Origin of the sequence: Streptomyces sp. NPDC050085 (assembly GCF_044460595.1) — a bacterium.
GTDB lineage: Bacteria > Actinomycetota > Actinomycetes > Streptomycetales > Streptomycetaceae > Streptomyces.
In genome coordinates this window covers 487,952-508,617 of the sequence record NZ_JBITJZ010000001.1, presented here as the reverse complement: position 1 = coordinate 508,617, position 20,666 = coordinate 487,952, and the positions used below count along the sequence as shown (strand labels likewise).

The window sequence follows — 20,666 nt, the reverse complement described above, 5'->3', positions numbered from 1 at the left end:
CCCAGTTCGGCGGCGGGCGGAGGACGCCGGACCTCCGCCCGCCGTCCCGCCCGGCATCCGCACCGTCCGGCGCCGCTCGTGCCAGGTCCACCCCCCGGTTCGTGTTCGACAAGGAGGCTGCCCATGTCCGCCGAACCGTCCCTCCCCACCACCTCGCCCCGCTTCGGGGTCTGGCTCATCGGCGCACGCGGCTCCGTCGCCACGACCGCCGTCGCGGGCTGCGCCGCCGTCGCCGCGGGCCTGCACCCGCCGACCGGCATGGTCACCGAGACCACCCCCTTCACCGACTCCGCTCTGCCAACGTTGTCGTCGCTCGTCTTCGGCGGTCACGACACCGCCTCCTGCCCGCTGCCCAAACGCGCCGAACACCTCGCCGCCGGCGGTGTCCTGCCCCACGGCCTGCCCGCCGCAGTCGCCGCCGAACTGGCCGCCGCCGACCGGGAGATCAGACCCGGCGGCCCCCTGCCGGGCCGCGACGACGGGCGCCCGCAGGACGAGCTGATCGCCTCGTTCGCCGCCGACATCCGCGACTTCGTACGCCGACAGGACCTGGCCGGAGCCGTCGTCGTCAACGTCGCCTCCACCGAACCCGTCCCCGCCGACGGCGTTCTCCCGCCCAGCTCCCTCTATGCCGCGGCCGCCCTCCAGGCCGACTGCACCTACGTCAACTTCACTCCCTCCAGCGGCCTGCACCACCCGGCCCTGGCGTCCACGGTCGCCACCGCCTCCGTGCCCTACGCGGGCCGCGACGGCAAGACCGGCCAGACCCTCCTGCGCTCGGTGCTCGGCCCGATGTTCCTGCAGCGCGCCCTCGACGTGCGCGCCTGGTCCGGCACCAACCTCCTCGGCGGCGGCGACGGGGCCGCCCTCGCCGACCCCGCCGCTGCCGCCGCCAAGAACGCCGGCAAGGAACGCGTCCTCGCCGACACCCTCGGGATCTCCCCCCAGGGCGAGGTCCACATCGACGACGTGCCCGCTCTCGGCGACTGGAAGACCGCCTGGGACCACATCGCCTTCGACGGCTTCCTCGGCGCCCGCATGGTCCTGCAGACGACGTGGCAGGGCTGCGACTCGGCGCTCGCCGCGCCCCTGGTCCTGGACCTCGCCCGGCTGCTCCTGCGCGCCCGGACCGTCGGACTGACCGGCCCGCGCCCGGAGTTGGGCTTCTACTTCAAGGACCCGGACGGCGACGCCTCCTCGGCGCTCGGCGAGCAGTTCGCCACGCTGGTGGACTTCGGCCGACGCCTGCGGGAGGCCCGATGACCCGTGTCAGAGCCCGTGTCAGCGCCCGTGCCAGCGCCCGTGTCAGAGGAGGCCGACTGCGCGCCTGGGCCGAACTCCTGCGCCTGCCCGCCCTGTTCACCGTCCCCGGCGACGCCCTCGCGGGCGCGGCCGCGGTCGGCGCCCGCCCCGGCCGCGGCACCTTCCTGGCCATCGGTTCCTCCCTGTGCCTGTACGAGGCGGGCATGGCCCTCAACGACTGGGCTGACCGCGCCGAGGACGCCGTCGACCGCCCCCACCGCCCGATCCCCTCGGGCCGCATCCACCCGGCGGCGGCACTGACCGCCGCCGGCGCGTTCACCGCGGCGGGCCTGTGCCTCGCCTTCCGCGCGGGCCGCACCACGGGAGCACTGAGCACGGCACTCGCCGCCACGGTCTGGGCATACGACCTGGGCCTGAAACACACCCCGGCAGGCCCGGTGGCGATGGGCGCCGCGCGAGGTCTCGACGTGCTGCTGGGCGCGTCGGCCTCCCACACGGCCAGCAACGCGGGCCGTGAGACCCGGGAGACCCCTGACACCCGAGAGGGGCATGGTGCTCTGCGCTCCGGTACGGGTGGGGGTAGGGAAGTGGCTTCTGCGGGACGGGAGTTCGGGCTGCGCAGGGGCGCCGCCGGCACCGTGGGCGCGAGCTCCGGTGTGCGTGTCGCCGTGCGCTCCGGTGCGAGTGGGGGCGGGGAAGTGGCCTGTGCGGGACGGGAGTTCGGGCCGCTGAAGGATGCGGCTGGTGCTGTGGGTGCGGGCTCCGGAGTGCGTGCGGCCCGGCTCTTCGGTGAGGGTCGGGGGCCGGAAGCAGCCTCTGCGCGACGGGAGTTCGGGCCGCTGAAGGATGCGGCTGGTGCTGTGGGTGCGGGCTCCGGAGTGCGTGCGGCCCTGCTCTTCGGTGAGGGTCGGGGGGCGGAAGCAGCCTCTGCGCGACGGGAGTTCGGGCCGCTGAAGGATGCCGCCGGTGTCATGGGTGCGGGCCCCGGCACGCGTGCAGCCCGGCGCTCAGGCCCGGCGAGACGCGCGGCGGTGGCCTCCGCCGCTCGCGAGCTCGGCCTGCTGCTGGAAGCACCCCGTGGCCCCGCCCGGGGCCGTGAAGCGCGCGGCCCCGGCCGACGGCCCGACAGCCTGAGCGCAGCGTTCCCCGCAGCGCTGACCCTCGCCGCCCACACCGCGGCCGTGACCACGGTGTCCCGCAACGAGACCACCGGCGGCAGCCCCGCCACCCCCGCCGCGGCCCTCGCCATCGTGACCGCTCTGACCACGCACCTCACCAAGCTCCCGGCAGGCCGAGGCGTAGCAGCCCCCTTCGGCCTGCCGGGTCCCACCGCATACGCGGCGACCACGGCCCGCCCCCTTCTCCACGCCACCCTCAACCCGTCACCGCCCCTGACCCAACGCGCCGTCGGCGCCGGAATCCGCGCCATGATCCCGCTCCAGGCCGCCCTGGCCGCGCGCTCGGGAGCTCCCGGCACCGCCCTGCTCACCGCGGCTCTCGCCCCGCTCGCCCGCCGCTTCTCCCGGAAGGTGAGCGTCACATGAGCCCACGCCCGGCGCAGCCCCCGCGATGGGGCTACGGCACCAACGGCCTCACCGACCTCCGCCTCGACGACGCCCTCGCTCTCCTCGCCGACCTCGGTTACGACGGCGTCGGCCTCACCCTCGACCACATGCACCTGGACCCGCTGGCCCCGGACCTCGCGGCCCGCACCCGCCAGGTGGCCCGCGCCCTGGACCGGCACCACCTGACGGCCACCGTCGAGACCGGCGCCCGCTACGTCCTCGACCCGCGCCGCAAACACGGCCCCTCCCTCCTCGACCCCGACCCGGACGCCCGCGCCGCCCGCGCCCGGCTGCTCGTCCGCGCCGTACAGGTCGCCTCCGACCTCGGCGCCCACGCGGTGCACTGCTTCAGCGGCATCACCCCCGACGGCACCGACCCGGACACCGCCTGGAAGCGCCTCGCCGACGAACTCGCCCCGGTCCTGGACGCAGCCACCGCCGCCGGTGTCCCTCTCGCCATCGAGCCCGAGCCCGGCCACCTCCTGGCCACGCTCGCCGACTTCCACCAGCTGCGCCACGCCCTCGACAGCCCCGACGTCCTGGGCCTCACCGTCGACATCGGACACTGCCAGTGCCTGGAGCCCGACCCGCCCGCCGACTGCGTCCGCGCGGCGGCGCCCTGGCTGCGGCACGTCCAGATCGAGGACATGCGCCGCGGCGTCCACGAACACCTGCCGTTCGGCGACGGCGAGATCGACTTCCCGCCGGTGATCGAGGCGCTCGCCGACACCGGATACCGGGGCCTGACCGTCGTCGAACTGCCCCGTCACTCCCATGTGGGCCCCCACCAGGCCGCCCGGTCCATCGACTTCCTGCGAGCAGCAGCACGAGGAGGCAGCGCATGAACAAGACCCCCACCGTCGCGGCACTCCGCGCCCACCTCGACACGGCCCTCGCGGGAGCCGCCCGCGCCTGGCTCGACCAGGCCCTCGCCGAGGCCGCGGCCCACACCGGCACGAGCGACGAGAAGACCCCGCCCGTCTGGGAGTTGAGGTTCGCCGAGGCCGGCCGCCGCACCGGCCAGGACCACGCCGACGCCGCCCGCGTCCTGCTGCTGCACGCGGCCCGCGCCGACACCGACACCCTCACCCGCCTGTACGCGCGGGGCACCGCCGCCGAGCGCCGCGCGGTCCTGGCCGCCCTGCCCCATCTGGTGCCGGGCCCGGAGGGTCTGCCGCTGATCGAGGACGCGCTGCGCACCAACGACACCCGCCTGGTAGCCGCCGCCGTCGGTCCGTACGCCGCCGAGCACCTGCCCGCCCACCACTGGCGGCACGCCGTCCTCAAGTGCCTGTTCACCGGGGTCGGCGTCGACGCCGTCGCCGGACTGTGGCGCCGCGCCCACGGCGACGCCGAACTCGCCCGCATGCTCGGTGACTTCGCCCAGGAGCGCACCGCCGCGGGCCGGACCGTCCCCGAGGACCTGCACCGCGTCCTGGCCCTCACGGCCCCCGCGAACGAGGAGTCCTGATGCGCATCTTCGACCCCCACATCCACATGACCTCGCGCACCACCGACGACTACGAGGCGATGTACGCCGCCGGGGTCCGTGCCCTGGTCGAGCCCGCCTTCTGGCTGGGCCAGCCCCGCACCTCGCCCGCCTCCTTCTACGACTACTTCGACGCCCTGCTCGGCTGGGAGCCCTTCCGTGCGGCCCAGTACGGCATCGCCCACCACTGCACGATCGCCCTCAACCCCAAAGAGGCGAACGACCCGCGCTGCACCCCCGTCCTCGACGAACTGCCGCGCTACCTGGTCAAGGACAACGTGGTCGCGGTCGGCGAGATCGGCTACGACTCCATGACCCCGGCCGAGGACACCGCCCTGTCCACCCAGCTGCAGCTCGCCGCCGACCACGAGCTGCCCGCGCTCGTCCACACCCCGCACCGCGACAAGCTCGCCGGTCTGCGCCGCACCCTCGACGTGGTCCGCGAGTCCGCGCTGCCCGTCGAGCACGTCCTGATCGACCATCTCAACGAGACGACCGTCAAGGAGGCCAAGGACGCCGGGAGTTGGCTCGGCTTCTCCGTCTATCCCGACACCAAGATGGACGAGGACCGCATGGTCGGCATCCTGCGCGCCTACGGCCCCGAGAAGGTCCTCGTGAACTCGGCGGCCGACTGGGGCAAGAGCGACCCGCTCAAGACCCGCAAGGTCGCCGACGCGATGCTGGCCGCCGGCTTCACGCACGACGACGTCGATCTCGTCCTGTGGCGCAACCCCGTCGCCTTCTACGGGCTGAGCGGACGGCTCCAACTCGACGCCCCAGCGCCACGGGAAGCGACCCACGAGGGCAATTCCATCCTGCGCGGAGGTTCGTGACCGATGCGCTTCCGCCACCCCGACGGCTCCACCGTCCACCTCGCCTACTGCACGAACGTCCACCCTGCCGAGACCCTCGACGGCGTCCTCGCCCAACTGCGCGACCACAGCGAGCCGGTCCGCAAGCGCCTGGGCCGCGACCGCCTCGGCATCGGCCTGTGGCTCGCCAAGGACGCCGCCCGCTCCCTGACCACGGACCCGGCCGCGCTGCGCGGCCTGCGCGCCGAACTCGACCGACGAGGCCTCGAAGTCGTCACCCTCAACGGCTTCCCCTACGAGGGATTCGGCGCCGAAGAGGTCAAGTACCGCGTATACAAGCCCGATTGGGCCGACCCCGAGCGTCTCGCCCACACCGGCGAACTGGCCCACCTGCTGGCCGCACTGCTGCCCGCCGACGTCACCGACGGCACCATCTCCACGCTGCCGCTGGCCTGGCGCACCGCCTACGACGACCGGAGCGCCGAAGCGGCCCGCACCGCCCTGGTCACGCTCGCCGAACGCCTCGACGCCCTCCAGGAACTGACCGGCAAATCGATCCGCGTCGGCCTGGAACCCGAACCCGGCTGCACCGTCGAGACCACCGCCGACGCCATCGCCCCGCTCACCGCCGTCGCCCGCCCCGACCGCATCGGCCTGTGCCTGGACACCTGCCATCTCGCCACCTCCTTCGAGGACCCCGGGGGCGCGCTCGACCGCCTCGCCGCCGCCCGCGTCCCCGTCGTCAAATCGCAGCTCTCCGCCGCACTGCATGCCGAACACCCCCGCCTCCCCGACGTCCGCGAGGCACTCGCCGCCTTCGACGAACCCCGCTTCCTGCACCAGACCCGCACCGTCACCCCCGACGGCCTGCGGGGCACCGACGACCTGGGCCCCGCGCTGAACGGCGCCGCCCTGCCCGACGCCGGACCCTGGCGCGCCCACTTCCACGTCCCCCTGCACGCGGCCCCCGCCGCCCCGCTCACCTCCACGCTCGACGTCCTCAAGGACACGCTGGCCCGACTCGTCGGCGGCGCGCACCCGCTCACCCACCACCTCGAGGTCGAGACCTACACCTGGCAGGCCCTGCCGCCCGAACTGCGCCCCAGGGCCCGGCCCCAGCTCGCCGACGGCATCGCCGCCGAACTCACCCTCGCCCGCGACCTGTTGACCGACCTCGGCCTCAAGGAGCTGCCATGACGGACGCCGCACCGAAGCCGACCCCACTGCTCGTCCTCGACGTCGTCGGCCTCACCCCCCGTCTCCTCGACCACATGCCGCACCTCAAGTCGCTCGGCCAGTCCGGCTCCCGCGCACCACTGGGCACCGTGCTGCCCGCCGTCACCTGCGCCGCCCAGTCCACGTTCCTGACCGGCACCATGCCGTCCGAGCACGGCATCGTCGGCAACGGCTGGTACTTCCGCGAACTCGGTGACGTCCTGCTGTGGCGCCAGCACAACGGCCTCGTGTCCGGCGACAAGCTCTGGGACGCCGCCCGCCGCGCCCACCCCGGCTACACCGTCGCCAATATCTGCTGGTGGTACGCCATGGGCGCCGACACCGACATCACCATCACCCCCCGTCCCGTCTACTACGCCGACGGCCGCAAGGAACCCGACTGCTACACCCGGCCCCCGGCCCTGCACGACGAACTCACCGAGAAACTCGGCACGTTCCCCCTCTTCCACTTCTGGGGACCGGGCGCCGACCTGGTCTCCAGTCAGTGGATCATCGACGCCACCCGCCACGTCATGGCGACCCGGCACCCCGACCTGACCCTGTGCTACCTCCCGCACCTCGACTACGACCTGCAGCGCTTCGGCCCCGACGACCCCCGCTCCCACCGGGCCGCCGCCGAGCTCGACTCCGCCCTCGCCCCGCTCCTCGACGACGCCCGCGCCGAGGGCCGCACCGTCGTCGCCCTGTCCGAGTACGGCATCACCCGCGTCGACCGGCCCGTCGACATCAACCGGGCGCTGCGCCGCGCCGGCCTCCTCGAGGTGCACACGCAGGACGGCATGGAGTACCTCGACCCGATGGCCTCACGCGCCTTCGCCGTCTCCGACCACCAGATCGCCCACCTCTACGTGCGCCGGCCCGAGGACCTCGACGCCACCCGCGCCGCACTCGCCGACCTGCCCGGCATCGAGCAACTCCTCGACGACAAGGGCAAGAAGGACCACCAGCTCGACCACCCGCGCTCCGGCGAACTCGTCGCGATCGCGGAACCCGACGCCTGGTTCACGTACTACTACTGGCTCGACGACAGCCGTGCGCCCGACTTCGCGCAGCTCGTCGAGATCCACCGCAAACCCGGCTACGACCCGGTCGAACTGTTCATGGACCCCCAGGACCCCTACGTCAAGGTCAAGGCCGCGGGCGCGCTCGCCCGCAAGAAGCTCGGCATGCGCTACCGCATGGCGGTCGTGCCCCTGGACCCCTCACCTATTCGCGGCAGCCACGGCCGCCTCCCCACGAGCGACGACGACGGTCCGCTCATCATCAGCTCCACCCCCCATGCACTTCCCGGCCGGCTCCCGGCCACCGCAGTGAAATCCCTGCTCCTGGATCTGGCAGGACTGAGCTGAGCCAGGCATGGCTCGGCCCAACATCCCCCTGACCAGGACCAGTTACAGAGAGTGAAGCACACGCCACTGACGACACGCCAGTGGAATCCGCCCGCACGTCGCGACCAGCCGAAAAGAGGCACCCGTGACCGACTTCCACGACACCCCTGCCGACGACGCTCTGCGACACCGTCTCGGCATCAACCGCCGCCGCTTCCTCAGCACCTGCACCGCGGTCGCCGCGGGCGCGATCGCCGCGCCCGTGTTCGGCGCCGCCCCGTCGTTCGCCCAGCCGCAGATGGGCGGCGGCGGCCACGGTCACGACCACGGACACGATGGCGGCGGCCGCGGCAACGAGCTCGTGCCCGCGAACAAGCGCGGCATCATCCTCTACACCGTCCGCGACGCCACCGGCCGGGACCCGCTCGCCACCGACCTGCCCTCCGGCTTCCGCGAGGTGTTCAAGGAACTGGCCCGCTACGGCTACAAGCAGGTCGAGTTCGCCGGCTACGGCCAGCACGCCAACGCGCCGGGCGGCGCCAACCTCGAGTCCGTCGAGGGCGCCAAGCTGCTGCGTTCCTGGCTCGACGAGTACGGCCTGCGCGCGCAGGGCAACCACGGCTTCATCCCGTCCTCGTGGCCGCTCAGCCAGCCCGACATCGACACGTTCAAGAAGCACCTGGAAATCGCCAACATCCTCGGCATGGACCACATGGGCACCGGCGGCGACCCCACCAACAGCTCGTACAAGGCGGACTGGGACGTCGCCGCCGACAAGTGGAACGCCCTCGGTGACCTCGCGCACAAGGCCGGCCTCAAGCTCTACACGCACAACCACGACGCGGCGTACGGCTTCCTGCTCGACGGCGGCCCGCTCGACGCGCAGGGCCGCCCGACCCGCAGTTCCGGCATCCGCAAGCTGGAGTACTTCCTCAAGGTCAGCGACCCGAGGACGGTCTGGCTGGAGATGGACATCTTCTGGGCGCACGTCGCGCAGTACAAGTTCCACACGTACACCGCGCACGACGGCTCCCAGCGGGAGAAGGTCTTCGACCCGGCCGCCCTGGTCCGTGCCCACAACAAGCGCTACCCGCTGTTCCACGCCAAGGACGGCACGCGCAACGACACCAACGGCATGGGCTACGACATGGTCCCCTTCGGGGAAGGAGTCATCGACTACACCACGTTCTTCGGCCGGGTCGGCGAGAAGAACTACCACAACCCGATGGTCGAGCAGGACAACGCACCCAGCGACAGCGACCTCGGGCAGTCCCTGAAGTACGCCAAGACCGGTTACGACAACATGGCCGCGCTGCGCAAGAAGCGCTGAAGACGCGGGTGGCGATAACGGCACTACATATGTGACCTATGCATCGCCTTGAAGGCCCGGCCGAGTACGGCCGGGCCTTTTCGGTGCTCCACTGGTCGATCCGATCCGCACTACCAGGAGGCGAGGCCCACCGCTAGGAAGTGGCCATCACCTTCTCCGCCTCCTGCCGCCCCGGCTGCCGCAACAGCAGCGCGAACGCCGCGGCCACCATGGATATCGCCCCGGCCAGCGCATACGCCCCGTTGTAGCCCCAGGCGGCGACCACCATCGAGCCGAGTCCGCCACCGAACAGGCCGCTGACGAGCTTGCCGCTGTACACGAGGCCGTAGTTGGTGGCGTTGTAGTTCTCGCCGAAGTAGTCCGGGGTCAGTGCCGCGAACATCGGGTAGAACGCGCCGCCGCCGAAGCCCGACAGGAACGCGAAGAACAGGAACAGCCACTCGCTCTTGATGTCACCCGCCCAGATCACGCCGAACTGGGCGAGGCCCAGCACGACGATCACGAAGACCAGGCTGAGCTTGCGGCCCCAGATGTCGGACAGCCAGCCGACGACGGCACGCCCGACCCCGTTGATGACCGCCATGACACCCATCGAGGAGGCCGCGACGAGCGGACCGAAGCCCACTTCCTTCGCGAAGTCCACCTGGAACGAGATGCCGAAGATCGAGACACCGGCCGTGAGGACCAGGCTCAGCCACATGATCGGCAGCATGCCGGTCCTGATGGCCTCCATCGGCGTGAACTGGCGTACCGCGGGCGGGTTCTTGGCGAGCGACCTGGCGCGCTTGTCGTCGCCGCTCTTGTTGAGCGGGTCGACGTCGTGCGGCCACCAGTTCTTCGGCGGGTCCCGGAAGAAGAACGCGCAGACGAGGACGACCACCAGCACATAGGCGCCGATCATGTCGAGCACACGGTGGTAGTTCGACGTGTCGAAGCCGTAGTTGAAGATGAAGATGAACGGCAGTGAACCGTAGGCGAAGCCGCCGTTGACGAAGCCGGTCTTGCCGCCCTTGCGTTCCGGGAACCACTTTCCGACCATGTTGATACAGGTCGAATAGACGAGTCCGGAGCCGAGGCCGCCGATGACTCCGAACCCCAGGATCGCCAGCCACACATTGTGGAAGTGGGACAGCGCGAGGAATCCCAGCATGCACAGGAAGGCGCCGATCATCACCGCCCGCTTGGCGGGCAAGATGCCCTTCTCCCGCAGCCAGCCTGCCGGAAAGGCGATGCCTGCCTGGAAGAACACCCACACGCTCAGGATCCAGAAGGTGTTCGACTGCGTCCAGCCGTGCGCGGCGGACAGGGTGTCCTCCGCCGAGCCGTACGCGTACTCGGAAACGCTGATGGCCATCATCGCGACCCATGGCAGGTACACCATGAACTTCCGGGAATGGCCGAGGATGTCGCGGTCGGTCTCGCCCATGCGATAGACCCGGCCGTTCTCGTCAGTTGTCTCGCGGTACGTGGCGCCGGTGGCCGGCGCCGTATTTCCTGCGGCGATGGGCTCCGCTGTCATATCAAGCCATCTCCTCACCGAGCGGTTGCGGGTTCGGCCGAATTCCACGGATCTTGGGTCGACCGGGTGGGGACAGGAACAGTGCGACGAATCCGGCGAAGAACGAGATGCAGCCGGCCAGGATGAAGGCGCCGTCGAGCCCCCAGGCGTCGACGACCACGGCACCCATGCCCGCGCCGAGTCCGGAGACCAGCTTCGAGCTGTAGACCATCCCGTAATTGGTCGCGTTGTTGTTCTCGCCGAAGTAGTCCGCGGTCATCGCCGCGAACATCGGGAAGATCGCGCCGCCTCCGAAGCCGGAGATGGCGGAGAAGATCAGGAACAGGGGAAGGATCTTCTGCTCGGCCGACCAGAGAATGCCGAACTGGGCGAGGCCGAGGATGACGCAGACCGCGAGCAGACACTGCTTGCGTCCGTAGAGATCGGAGAGCCAGCCGATCACACCGCGCCCGGTGCCGTTGACGATCGCCTTGAGGGACATGGCGGTTGCCACGATCCCGCCGGCGAAGCCCGCGTGCTCACCGATGTCGACCTGGAACGAGATGCCGAAGATGTTCACGCCCGAGGTGCAGGCGAGACAGAACCACATCAACGCCACCCGGCCGGTCTTCCACGCCTCTGTGGGGCTGTACTGGTGCACGGCCGGCGGGTTCTTCTCCAGCGCGCGACGCGCGCGCGGGTCCGCCGGCGGGTTGAGCGGGTCGATCTCGGCAGGCCACCAGTTCTTCGGCGGGTCCTTGAAGAAGTAACCGGCCGTCGCCACCATGCCGGCCAGGAACAGACCGACCGCGACCAGGATGACCCGGTAGTTGGTCAGGTCCATCACCGTGGTGAACAGGAAGACGAAGGGCACCGAGCCATAGGCGAAGCCGCCGTTGACGAAGCCGGTCTTGCCGCCCTTGCGCTCCGGATACCACTTGCCGACCATGTTGACGCAGGTGGCGTACACCATGCCCGCGCCCATGCCGCTGAACATGCCGAAGCCCACGAAGGCGAGCACCACGTGCGGTGCGAAGGCCAGCGAGAGATAGCCGAGGAGCGTTCCGCCCGCTCCGATGATCATCGCCCAGCGGGCCGGCAGCTTGCCGCTCTCCCGCAGCCGGCCGGCCGGGAAGGCCACCGCGGCCTGGAAGAACACCCAGACGGTCAGCATCCAGAAGATGGATCCCGAGGACCAGTGCCGTGCCTCGTGCAGCGTGTCCTCGGCGGACGCGAACGCGTACTCGGCGGAGGAGATCCCCATCATGCCCACCCAGGGCAGGATCACCATCCATTTGCGTTTGCGTCCCATGATGTCGACGTCGGTCTCGCCAACGCGGTACATGCGCCCGTTGGCGTCCGTCACCTCCCTGTAGGGGACGGAACTCGTGAGATCGGTTGTGGTCATGACGGTCGCACCCCTTGCATCGAAAGATCTGGCCAGCGCCCCCTGTCCAAATTTCTTTCGTGTGCGCGCGGGTCCTGGATCCGGCCGACGCGCACCGCCGGCCGGATCCACCTCGGGTCATGTCATCCGCGGCCCCCCAGCAACCCGGCGGCGCGAGCCCACTTGTACTTCGCCCCGAGGACGGCGACGGGCTTCTCGGTCGTGTACGGGTACGCGACCACCCCCCGCTCGAAGAGGTACTGGCACGCGTCCTCGACCTCGACGTCCCCGGCCAGCGAGGCCACCACCGGCTTCTCGATACCGCGCTCCCGGAACTCCTGGACGACGCGGGCCGTTACCTCTGCGAAGACCATGGGAGGGGTGACGATGGTGTGCCAGTAGCCGAGCACGAGCGCATGGATGCGCGGGTCCTCGAGACCGAGACGGATCGTCGCCTCGTACGTCGACGGGGGCTCGCCACCCGTGATGTCGACGGGATTGCCCGCGGCCCCGAAGGGCGGGATGAACCTCCGGAAGGCGGCGTCCAAGTCGGCCGGGATCTCCATGAGTTGGAGTCCGTTGTCCGTCACCGCGTCCGACAGCAGTACGCCGGAGCCGCCCGCGCCCGTGATGATCACGACGTTGTCGCCCTGCGGAGTGGGCAGCACGGGCAGCGCCCGCGCGTACTCCAGCATGTCGTTCAGGCCGGGGGCCCGGATGACGCCGGCCTGCTTGAGGATGTCGTCGTACACGGCGTCGTCGCCCGCGAGTGCGCCCGTGTGCGAGCCCGCGGCCTTCGCACCCGCGGCCGTCCGCCCGGCCTTCAGGACCACGACGGGCTTCTTCGGCACCGTCTCACGCGCCGCCTCCACGAAGGCACGACCGTCCTTGAGGTCCTCCAAGTGCATCGCGATGCACTGGGTGTTGGGGTCCTCGCCGAACCAGGTGAGCAGGTCGTCCTCGTCCAGGTCCGACTTGTTGCCGAGCCCCACGATCGCCGAGACACCCGTCTTGGTGGTGCGGGCGAAGCCCAGGATGGCCATGCCGATGCCGCCGGACTGCGAGGTCAGCGCGACCCCGCCCTTCACGTCGTACGGAGTGCAGAAGGTGGCGCACAGGTCCTGCCACGTCGAGTAGTAGCCGTAGATGTTCGGCCCGAGCAGGCGCACCCCGTAGCGCTCCGCGATCTCCACGATCTCGTCCTGGAGGGCGTGTTCACCGGTCTCGGCGAACCCCGAGGGGATCAGCACCGCGTTGGGAATGCCCTTGCGCCCCACCTCCTCCAGAGCCGCCGCGACGAACTTGGCAGGGATCGCGAAGACTGCCACATCCACCTCACCAGGCACTTCAGTGACACTCTTGTACGCCTTGCGGCCCAGAATGTCATCGGCCTTGGGGTTCACCGGATGGATCTCTCCGGAGAAGCCGCCGTCGATGAGGTTGCGCATGACCGAATTGCCGATCTTGCCCTGCTCGTTGGAGGCGCCGATCACGGCCACCGCGCGCGGCTGCATGAGGCGCTTCATGGTGGAGAGGATCTGCTCGCGCGTGAAGGTGCGCCGAGGCTTCGGCGTCCCCTCGGCGAGGATCACCCGGATGTCGGCCGCGACCGCGCCCTTTGGGGTCGCGATCACCGGGTTGAGATCGATCTCGGCGATCTCCGGGAAGTCCGCGACGAGCTGCGACACCCGCTGGATCTGCTCGGCGAGTGCCGCGCGGTCGACTCCCCGCGCACCGCGCACCCCGCGCAGGATCTCGGCGGCCTTGATGGAGTCGAGCATCCCGAGGGCCTCGTCGTCGGTCAGGGGAGCGAGGCGGAAGGTGACGTCCTTGAGGACCTCCACCAGCACACCGCCGAGCCCGAAGGCGACGACCTTGCCGAACGTCGGGTCGGTGACCGCCCCGACGATGACCTCCTGCGACTCCGCCCCGGTGGGCAGCAGTTCCTGCACCTGTATGCCCTCGATGCGGGCGTCGGGCGAGTAGGCGCGGGCGTTCTCGATGATCCTGTCGTAGGTGGCGCGTACGTCGTCGTCCCCCTGCACACCGACGACGACACCGCCGGCATCCGTCTTGTGCAGGATGTCGGGGGACACGATCTTCATCACCACGGGCTTGCCGAAGCGCGCCGCGGCCGCCACGGCCGCGGCGGCGTCGGTCGCGAGCTCCTCGCCCGGGACGGCGATCCCGTAGGCGTCGGCGATCACCTTGCCCTCGGGCGCCGTGAGCGCGGTGCGCCCCTCGGCGCGTACGGCGTCGAGCAGGTCACGCACCGTCGCGGTCGGGTCCTGTGCCATCAATTCAGATCACTCCGTTCGACTTGAGAAGGCGCAATTCCTCGTCACCCAGGCCGAGTTCGTTGATGTAGATCTCTTCGTTGTGTTGGCCGAGGAGGGGGGAGGTGGTGATGGTGGTGGGTGAGTCGGAGAGTTTGAGCGGCGAGCCGACGGTTTTGAAGGTGCCGCGTTGGGGGTGGGGGACGTCGATGATCATGTCGTTGGCGATGAGGGAGGGGTCTTCGATGATTTCTTTGGTGGAGAGGATGGGGCCGCAGGGGATGTTGTGGGTGTTGAGTTGTTCGAGGACGTCCCATTTGGGGAGGGTGGTGGTCCATTCCTCGATGAGTTGGAACATTTTGTTGAGTTGGGGCAGGCGGGCTTCGGGGGTGGCCCAGTCGGGGTCGTCGGCGAGTTCGGGGCGGCCGATGAGGTGGGTGATCGGTTTCCAGCCGGCGGGTTGGACGATGACGTAGACGTAGTCGTTGGGTCCGCCGGGGGCGCATTTGACGGCCCAGCCGGGTTGGCCGCCGCCGGAGGCGTTGCCGGAGCGGGGGACTTCGTTGGTGAAGTCGTCGTTGGGGTATTCGGGCAGGGGGCCGTGGGTGAGGCGTTGTTGGTCGCGGAGTTTGACGCGGCAGAGGTTGAGGACGGCGTGTTGCATGGCGACGTTGACGCGTTGTCCGCGGCCGGTTGTTTCGCGTTGGTAGAGGGCGGCGAGGATGGCGGCGACGGTGTGGATGCCGGTGCCGGAGTCGCCGATTTGGGCGCCGGTGGCCAGGGGTGGTCCGTCGGGGAAGCCGGTGGTGGCCATGGAGCCGCCCATGGCTTGGGCGACGACTTCGTAGGCTTTGAAGTTGGTGTAGGGGCCGTCGCCGAAGCCTTTGATGGAGGCGTAGATGAGGCGGGGGTTGATGGTGTGGATGTGGTCCCAGGTGAAGCCCATGCGGTCGACGGCGCCGGGGCCGAAGTTTTCGACCAGGATGTCGGAGCGGGTGATGAGGGTGGTGAGGAGTTCTTTGCCGCGTTCGGTTTTGGTGTTGAGGGTGATGGAGCGTTTGTTGCAGTTGAGCATGGTGAAGTAGAGGGAGTCGGCGTCGGGGAGGTCACGCAGTTGGGTGCGTGTGATGTCTCCGGACGGCGCTTCCAGTTTGATCACGTCCGCGCCCAGCCAGGCCAACAGCTGGGTGGCGGAGGGTCCTGACTGGACATGGGTCATGTCCAGCACGCGCACACCTTCAAGAGCCTTCGTCACTGCCGACTCACCTCACTACTCGTACGGGTTCTGGTTCGTGGTTCCGTGGGCGTACGCGTCGGGATCGACCCATACGGTGATCAGGGACGGCCGGCCCGACGCGCGAGCGCGGCGCAGGGCCGGTCCGATGGCGCGGGGGGCCCGGACCGTTTCGCCGTGTCCGGCGAGGCGGCGGGCGAACTCGTGCTGGGCGACGGCCTGTTGAGAGCCGGCGACGATCCCGATGAACGGGACGTCGTGGCGCACGAGCGTCGCGACGCCCTTGCCGGTGCCGTCGAGCGCGCCGCCCCCCGAGGACGGCCACGACCTCCGTGCCGGGCCGGCCCCGCCGGGCGGCGACGGCATCCCGGATGCAGGCGCCGGGTGCGCCCGGTGCGCCCGATGGCCCGGGATCCAGCCAACTGCCGGGAGCCTTCGGGTGCACGACCTGCTCGGCGAAGGAGGCGATGCCGCCGCCGTCCGCGATGCAGAGCGAGTCCTCGGTGAGGAAGCCGTCGATCTCACCGGCGAGCCGGTACGGATGGATGGGGGAGGCGTCCGACCGCAGGTGCGGGCGGAGCTTGTCGACGGCGATCCGTTCCGCGGCACGCAGCTCGTCCAGCCACGGGGTGCGCAGGGCAGCTCCGTTGCCGAAGCGTCCCGGGGCAGCCGCGGTCACCTGCTCCAGGACGAGCCCCGCGTCCCCGACCGTGCCAAGGCCGAGGGGGCGGGGTGCGTCGCCGGTGCGGTGAGCGAGGTCAATCTGCACCACGGTGACGTCCGGCGACAAGACCTCGGATCCATCGAATGGCGCGCCGACGGAGACGATCAGGTCGGCGTTCGCGTACGCGTAGCGACGCGCGAGCCGGACGTGGTGCCGGTCCCCGCGAGGCAGTACGCCCCGGGTCGCGCCGTCCGTGCAGGCGGGCAGGTTCAGGCGCCGCACCAGTTCAACAGCCGTCCACAGAAGGCGTGTTGACCAGTCCCGGCCGCTGAGTACGACCAATGGACGGCGTGCGTGCACCAGGAGATCGGCGAGCCGATGACCGCCGGGTTCGTGGTCCGGGCCGGCTCCCGCCTCGTCCTGCGCGGCGTACTGACGCATGGCGCTCACCCGTCCCTTCGTACATTGCATACAGTGGTCGAATACTGTATGAACTTGGTATCCCGCATCCGATGGTGGTGTCCAGGGGGCGTGCGGCACTTCTTTCAGGAGCCGGAAATGGACCTGTACGAACACCAGGCAAGGGAACTCTTCGCGGAACACGGCATTTTGGTGCCGCAGGCCGAGGTCACGGCCTCGGCGAAGGAAGCGCGCGAGATCGCGCGCAGGCTCGGCGGCAAAGTCGTCGTCAAGGCTCAGGTGAAGACCGGCGGACGTGGCAAGGCGGGCGGTGTGAAGCTCGCCGCGGACCCGGCCGCCGCCGAACGGACGGCCCGTCAGATCCTCGGAATGGACATCAAGGGCCACACGGTCCGCAAGGTGATGCTGGCCCAACCCGTCGACATCGACAGCGAGTTCTATGTCTCCTACGTACTGGACCGCGCGGGCGGCACCTTCCTCGCCATCGCCTCCGCCGAGGGCGGCATGGACATCGAGGAGGTCGCCGCCACCCGGCCGGAGGCCGTGGCGCGCATCTCCATCGACCCGGCCAAGGGTGTCACCACCGCCAAGGCCGCGCAGATCGCCGAGGCGGCGGGACTTCCGCCGCAGACCGTCGACGTCCTCGTACGCCTGTGGTCCGTCCTGACCCGCGAGGACGCCGTCCTCGTCGAGGTGAACCCGCTCGTGCGCACCCGGCAGGGGCAGATCCTCGCGCTCGACGGCAAGGTCACCCTCGACGACAACGCCCGCTTCCGGCAAGGGCGTTGGGGTGCGGCCGGCGTCGTGCACGACGACCCGCTGGAGGCCGAGGCGGCGGCCAAGGGACTCAACTACGTCAAGCTCGACGGCGAGGTCGGCATCATCGGCAACGGCGCGGGGCTCGTCATGTCGACCCTCGACGTCGTCGCCGGATGCGGCGCACGGCCCGCCAACTTCCTGGACATCGGCGGCGGCGCGTCCGCCGAGACCATGGCGAACGGCCTGAACGTCATCCTGTCCGACCCTGCCGTCAAGTCCGTCTTCGTCAACGTCTTCGGCGGCATCACCGCCTGCGACAAGGTCGCCGACGGCATCGTCCAGGCCCTGGACAGCGTCCGGTTGACCAAGCCGCTGGTGGTCCGGCTCGACGGCAACAACGCCGAGCGCGGCCGCGCCGTCCTCGACGCACACCCGCACCCGCTGATCCAGCAGGCCACCACCATGGACGGCGCCGCGCGCCGCGCCGCCGACCTCGCCACCGCGACCGCCTGAGGAGCCCGGACATGGCCATCTATCTCACCGAGGAGAGCAAGGTCCTCGTCCAGGGCATGACCGGGGCCGAGGGCACCAAGCACACCCGCCGCATGATCGCCGCGGGTACGAACGTCGTCGGCGGGGTCAATCCCCGCAAGGCGGGCACCGCAGTCGACTTCGACGACCGGTCCGTGCCCGTCTTCGGCAGCGTCGCCGACGGCATGCGGGCCACGGGCGCCGATGTCACCGTCGTCTTCGTGCCGCCCGCCTTCGCCAGGGCCGCGGTCGTGGAGGCGGCCGACGCGGGCATCCCGCTCGCCGTCGTCATCACCGAGGGCATCCCGGTCCACGACTCCGTCGCCTTCCACGCGTACGCGAAGCAGAAGGGCACCCGGGTCATCGGCCCCAACTGCCCCGGCCTCATCTCTCCCGGACAGTCCAACGCGGGCATCATCCCCGCCGACATCACCAAGCAGGGCCGCATCGGCCTCGTCTCCAAGTCGGGCACGCTGACCTACCAACTCATGTACGAGCTGCGGGACATCGGCTTCTCCTCGTGCGTCGGCATCGGCGGCGACCCCGTCATCGGTACGACGCACATCGACTGCCTCGCCGCCTTCGAGCAGGACCCCGAGACCGAACTCATCGTCCTCATCGGGGAGATCGGCGGAGACGCGGAGGAGCGCGCCGCCGCGTACATCCGGGACAACGTCAGCAAGCCGGTGGTCGCCTACATCGCCGGGTTCACCGCACCCGAGGGCAAGACGATGGGGCACGCGGGCGCCATCGTCTCCGGTTCGTCGGGTACGGCGCAGGCCAAGAAGGAGGCGCTGGAAGCCGTCGGCGTACGCGTCGGGTCGACGCCCACGGAGACCGCACGGCTCGTGCTCGACCGGCTTTCCGACGAGCAGTGACACTCTGCTAGCCGTCAAGGCGACATTTCCATAAGGCAGTTCGCATACGGGAGGTGCCCGCGGGGCACCTCCCGTCCACACGGCAGCCCTGCGCGTGGACCGCCCCCGACTGCGTACCGAGAGCGGAGAGAACCATGGCCACCACCCTCAAAGCCGGAACCTCCTGGGACGACGCCTGGCGGCGCTGCCTCGCCGTCGCGCCCGAGGCCTTCCGCGACGACCGCGCCCTCAACCTCTGGAACAGCACCTGGCAGGACGACGGCCGCGCCCTGCCCGCCGCCACCCCCGTCGACGGGAGCCCGATCGCGGGCCCGCCGCGGCTTGACGCGGCGGCCGCGCATCGCGCCGTCCGTGCGTCCCTTGACCAGCACCGCGCCTGGTGCCACATCGCGCTGCCCGAGCGCCGCGCCCGCGTTGCCGCCACCTTGGACGCGCTCGCCGAACACCGGGAACTGCTCGCCCTGTTGCTGGTGTGGGAGATCGGGAAGCCGTGGCGGTTGGCGACGGCGGATGTGGATCGGGCGATCGACGGGGTGCGGTGGTATGTGGATCACGTCGAGGAGATGGTGGAGGGGAGGGTGCCGTTGGCGGGGCCGGTGTCGAACATCGCGAGTTGGAACTATCCGATGAGTGTGTTGGTGCATGCGATGTTGGTGCAGGCGTTGGCGGGCAATGCGGTGATTGCGAAGACGCCGACGGATGGCGGGGTGTCGTGCCTGACGCTGGCGTGTGCGCTGGCTGCGCGTGAGGGCATTCCGGTGACGCTGGTCAGCGGGAGCGGGGGAGAGCTGTCGGGGGCGTTGGTGCGGGCGCCGGAGATCGGTTGTGTGTCGTTCGTCGGCGGTCGGGACACGGGTGCTGCGGTGGCGACGGCGGTGGCTGACCTCGGTAAGCGGCACGTGCTCGAGCAGGAGGGCTTGAACACGTGGGGGATCTGGAACTTCAGTGACTGGGGCAAGCTCACCGCGACGATTCCGAAGCTGTTCGACTACGGCAAGCAGCGGTGCACGGCCTACCCGCGCTTCGTCGTGCAGCGCGAAGCCTTCGACGCCTTCCTGAACGCGTATCTGCCCGCTGTGCAGACCTTGCGCATCGGCCATCCGCTGGCGGTCGAGAACGCCGAAGACCCTTACCCCGAGCTGGACTTCGGGCCGCTGATCAACGCGGCGAAGGCCAAGGAACTCACCGACCAGGTCAGCGAGGCCATCAGCCGCGGCGCAGTCCCCCTGCACCGCTCCGCGCCCGACCCGGCGCGCTTCCTCGACGGCCAGGACACGAGCGCGTACGTCCACCCGGTCACGCTGCTCGACCCGCCGGCGTCGTCTCCGCTGCATCACGCGGAGCCGTTCGGGCCGGTGGACACGATCGTGCTGGTGGATACGGAGGCGGAGTTGCTGGCGGCGATGAACGCGTCCAACGGTGCGTTGGTGGCGACCTTGTCGACGGACGACGAGGGGACGTTCAACCGGCTCGCGCCGCAGATCAGGGCGTTCAAGATCGGTGAGGGCAAGCCGCGTTCGCGCGGTGACCGCGAGGAGTTGTTCGGCGGGTTCGGTGCGTCGTGGAGCGGCGCCTTCGTCGGCGGTGAACTCCTCGTCCGCGCCGTCACGCAGGGGCCGGCGGGGGAGCGGCTGCCCGGCAACTTCCCCGACTACTACACGACGACGCAGCGCGCCTGAGCACGCCAGACGCGAGACCCGCAGGACGAGACGCGCAGGACTGCGTGGCCGGTGACGGCTGCGACGGGGTCCTCTCGGCGCAGGGGGCGCTCCCCGCCGGAGGACCCCGTCGCCGTGCCGCGTGGCGATACGGAGCTCGCCTGCGTACACGTATCGGGAGGGGCCAAGTCGCCATCCGTGGCCCGCACTTGAGGTCGCTTCGCGCCTCGTGCGGGATTCGGCCACCGGCCGAAAGGTGTCGACTGGATACTGTGTACAGGATGAGCTCGGAGCCAGCAAGAGATGTCACAGGACTGGGGTCCCGGGTGATCGCGCGC

The 20,666-nt window shown here is 70.3% G+C and carries 16 protein-coding genes and 1 pseudogene; 11 read left to right on the top strand and 6 right to left on the bottom strand.

Going from position 1 to position 20,666, the window contains the following annotated elements; all coding sequences use genetic code 11:
• Positions 1–123 precede the first annotated feature (123 nt).
• From ACIBUY_RS02075 to ACIBUY_RS02040, 8 genes are all read left to right on the top strand, one after another.
• Complete coding sequence (locus tag ACIBUY_RS02075; RefSeq protein ID WP_399151436.1) at positions 124–1,263, top strand: inositol-3-phosphate synthase; 1,140 nt, start codon at positions 124–126, stop codon at positions 1,261–1,263.
• Positions 1,260–2,807 carry a UbiA family prenyltransferase gene (locus ACIBUY_RS02070; RefSeq protein WP_399151435.1) on the top strand — a complete coding sequence of 516 codons (1,548 nt, stop codon included), beginning with the start codon at positions 1,260–1,262 and terminating at the stop codon, positions 2,805–2,807. Before ACIBUY_RS02075 ends, ACIBUY_RS02070 begins: the two co-directional genes overlap by 4 nt.
• Complete coding sequence (locus ACIBUY_RS02065) at positions 2,804–3,673, top strand: sugar phosphate isomerase/epimerase family protein (RefSeq protein ID WP_399151434.1); 870 nt, start codon at positions 2,804–2,806, stop codon at positions 3,671–3,673. The genes ACIBUY_RS02070 and ACIBUY_RS02065 overlap by 4 nt, the downstream gene beginning before the upstream one ends.
• A complete protein-coding gene (locus ACIBUY_RS02060; RefSeq protein ID WP_399151433.1) occupies positions 3,670–4,299 on the top strand; it encodes an EboA domain-containing protein in 630 nt (209 codons plus the stop codon). Before ACIBUY_RS02065 ends, ACIBUY_RS02060 begins: the two co-directional genes overlap by 4 nt.
• Positions 4,299–5,150, top strand: coding sequence for a TatD family hydrolase (locus tag ACIBUY_RS02055; protein ID WP_399151432.1), 852 nt, complete (start codon positions 4,299–4,301; stop codon positions 5,148–5,150). The genes ACIBUY_RS02060 and ACIBUY_RS02055 overlap by 1 nt, the downstream gene beginning before the upstream one ends.
• A gap of 3 nt (positions 5,151–5,153) precedes the next feature.
• Positions 5,154–6,326 carry a metabolite traffic protein EboE gene (eboE, locus tag ACIBUY_RS02050; protein WP_399151431.1) on the top strand — a complete coding sequence of 391 codons (1,173 nt, stop codon included), beginning with the start codon at positions 5,154–5,156 and terminating at the stop codon, positions 6,324–6,326.
• The gene (locus tag ACIBUY_RS02045) at positions 6,323–7,714 is read left to right on the top strand and encodes a nucleotide pyrophosphatase/phosphodiesterase family protein (RefSeq protein ID WP_399151430.1); all 1,392 of its coding nucleotides are present in this window, start codon (positions 6,323–6,325) and stop codon (positions 7,712–7,714) included. Before eboE ends, ACIBUY_RS02045 begins: the two co-directional genes overlap by 4 nt.
• A gap of 124 nt (positions 7,715–7,838) precedes the next feature.
• The gene (locus ACIBUY_RS02040) at positions 7,839–9,023 is read left to right on the top strand and encodes a sugar phosphate isomerase/epimerase family protein (RefSeq protein WP_399151429.1); all 1,185 of its coding nucleotides are present in this window, start codon (positions 7,839–7,841) and stop codon (positions 9,021–9,023) included.
• Positions 9,024–9,156: 133 nt separating this feature from the next.
• Here ACIBUY_RS02040 and ACIBUY_RS02035 read toward each other — a convergent pair whose 3' ends face one another.
• From ACIBUY_RS02035 to ACIBUY_RS02010, 6 genes and pseudogenes are all read right to left on the bottom strand, one after another.
• Positions 9,157–10,542 (bottom strand): OFA family MFS transporter, encoded by a 1,386-nt coding sequence (locus tag ACIBUY_RS02035; protein WP_399151428.1) that lies wholly within the window; start codon positions 10,540–10,542, stop codon positions 9,157–9,159.
• Between the two features lies 1 nt (position 10,543).
• Positions 10,544–11,929, bottom strand: a complete 1,386-nt coding sequence (locus tag ACIBUY_RS02030; protein WP_365579441.1) for an OFA family MFS transporter — start codon at positions 11,927–11,929, stop codon at positions 10,544–10,546.
• A gap of 122 nt (positions 11,930–12,051) precedes the next feature.
• Positions 12,052–14,205 carry an acetate--CoA ligase family protein gene (locus ACIBUY_RS02025; protein ID WP_399151427.1) on the bottom strand — a complete coding sequence of 718 codons (2,154 nt, stop codon included), beginning with the start codon at positions 14,203–14,205 and terminating at the stop codon, positions 12,052–12,054.
• A 4-nt stretch (positions 14,206–14,209) separates the two neighbouring features.
• Positions 14,210–15,439 (bottom strand): formyl-CoA transferase, encoded by a 1,230-nt coding sequence (gene frc, locus ACIBUY_RS02020; protein ID WP_399151426.1) that lies wholly within the window; start codon positions 15,437–15,439, stop codon positions 14,210–14,212.
• A 15-nt stretch (positions 15,440–15,454) separates the two neighbouring features.
• Entirely contained in the window at positions 15,455–15,784 is a 330-nt protein-coding gene (locus ACIBUY_RS02015; RefSeq protein WP_399152169.1) for a hypothetical protein, read from the bottom strand.
• Between the two features lie 373 nt (positions 15,785–16,157).
• A pseudogene (locus ACIBUY_RS02010) lies at positions 16,158–16,523 on the bottom strand (acetolactate synthase); the annotation flags it as partial.
• Positions 16,524–16,640: 117 nt separating this feature from the next.
• Between ACIBUY_RS02010 and sucC the strand changes: the two are divergent.
• The 3 genes from sucC to ACIBUY_RS01995 all read left to right on the top strand — a co-directional run bounded on the left by sucC (position 16,641) and on the right by ACIBUY_RS01995 (position 20,349).
• Positions 16,641–17,774, top strand: a complete 1,134-nt coding sequence (gene sucC / locus ACIBUY_RS02005; protein WP_399151425.1) for an ADP-forming succinate--CoA ligase subunit beta — start codon at positions 16,641–16,643, stop codon at positions 17,772–17,774.
• Between the two features lie 11 nt (positions 17,775–17,785).
• The gene (gene sucD, locus ACIBUY_RS02000; protein WP_399151424.1) at positions 17,786–18,670 is read left to right on the top strand and encodes a succinate--CoA ligase subunit alpha; all 885 of its coding nucleotides are present in this window, start codon (positions 17,786–17,788) and stop codon (positions 18,668–18,670) included.
• A gap of 134 nt (positions 18,671–18,804) precedes the next feature.
• Positions 18,805–20,349, top strand: a complete 1,545-nt coding sequence (locus ACIBUY_RS01995) for an aldehyde dehydrogenase family protein (RefSeq protein WP_399151423.1) — start codon at positions 18,805–18,807, stop codon at positions 20,347–20,349.
• Positions 20,350–20,666 lie beyond the last annotated feature (317 nt).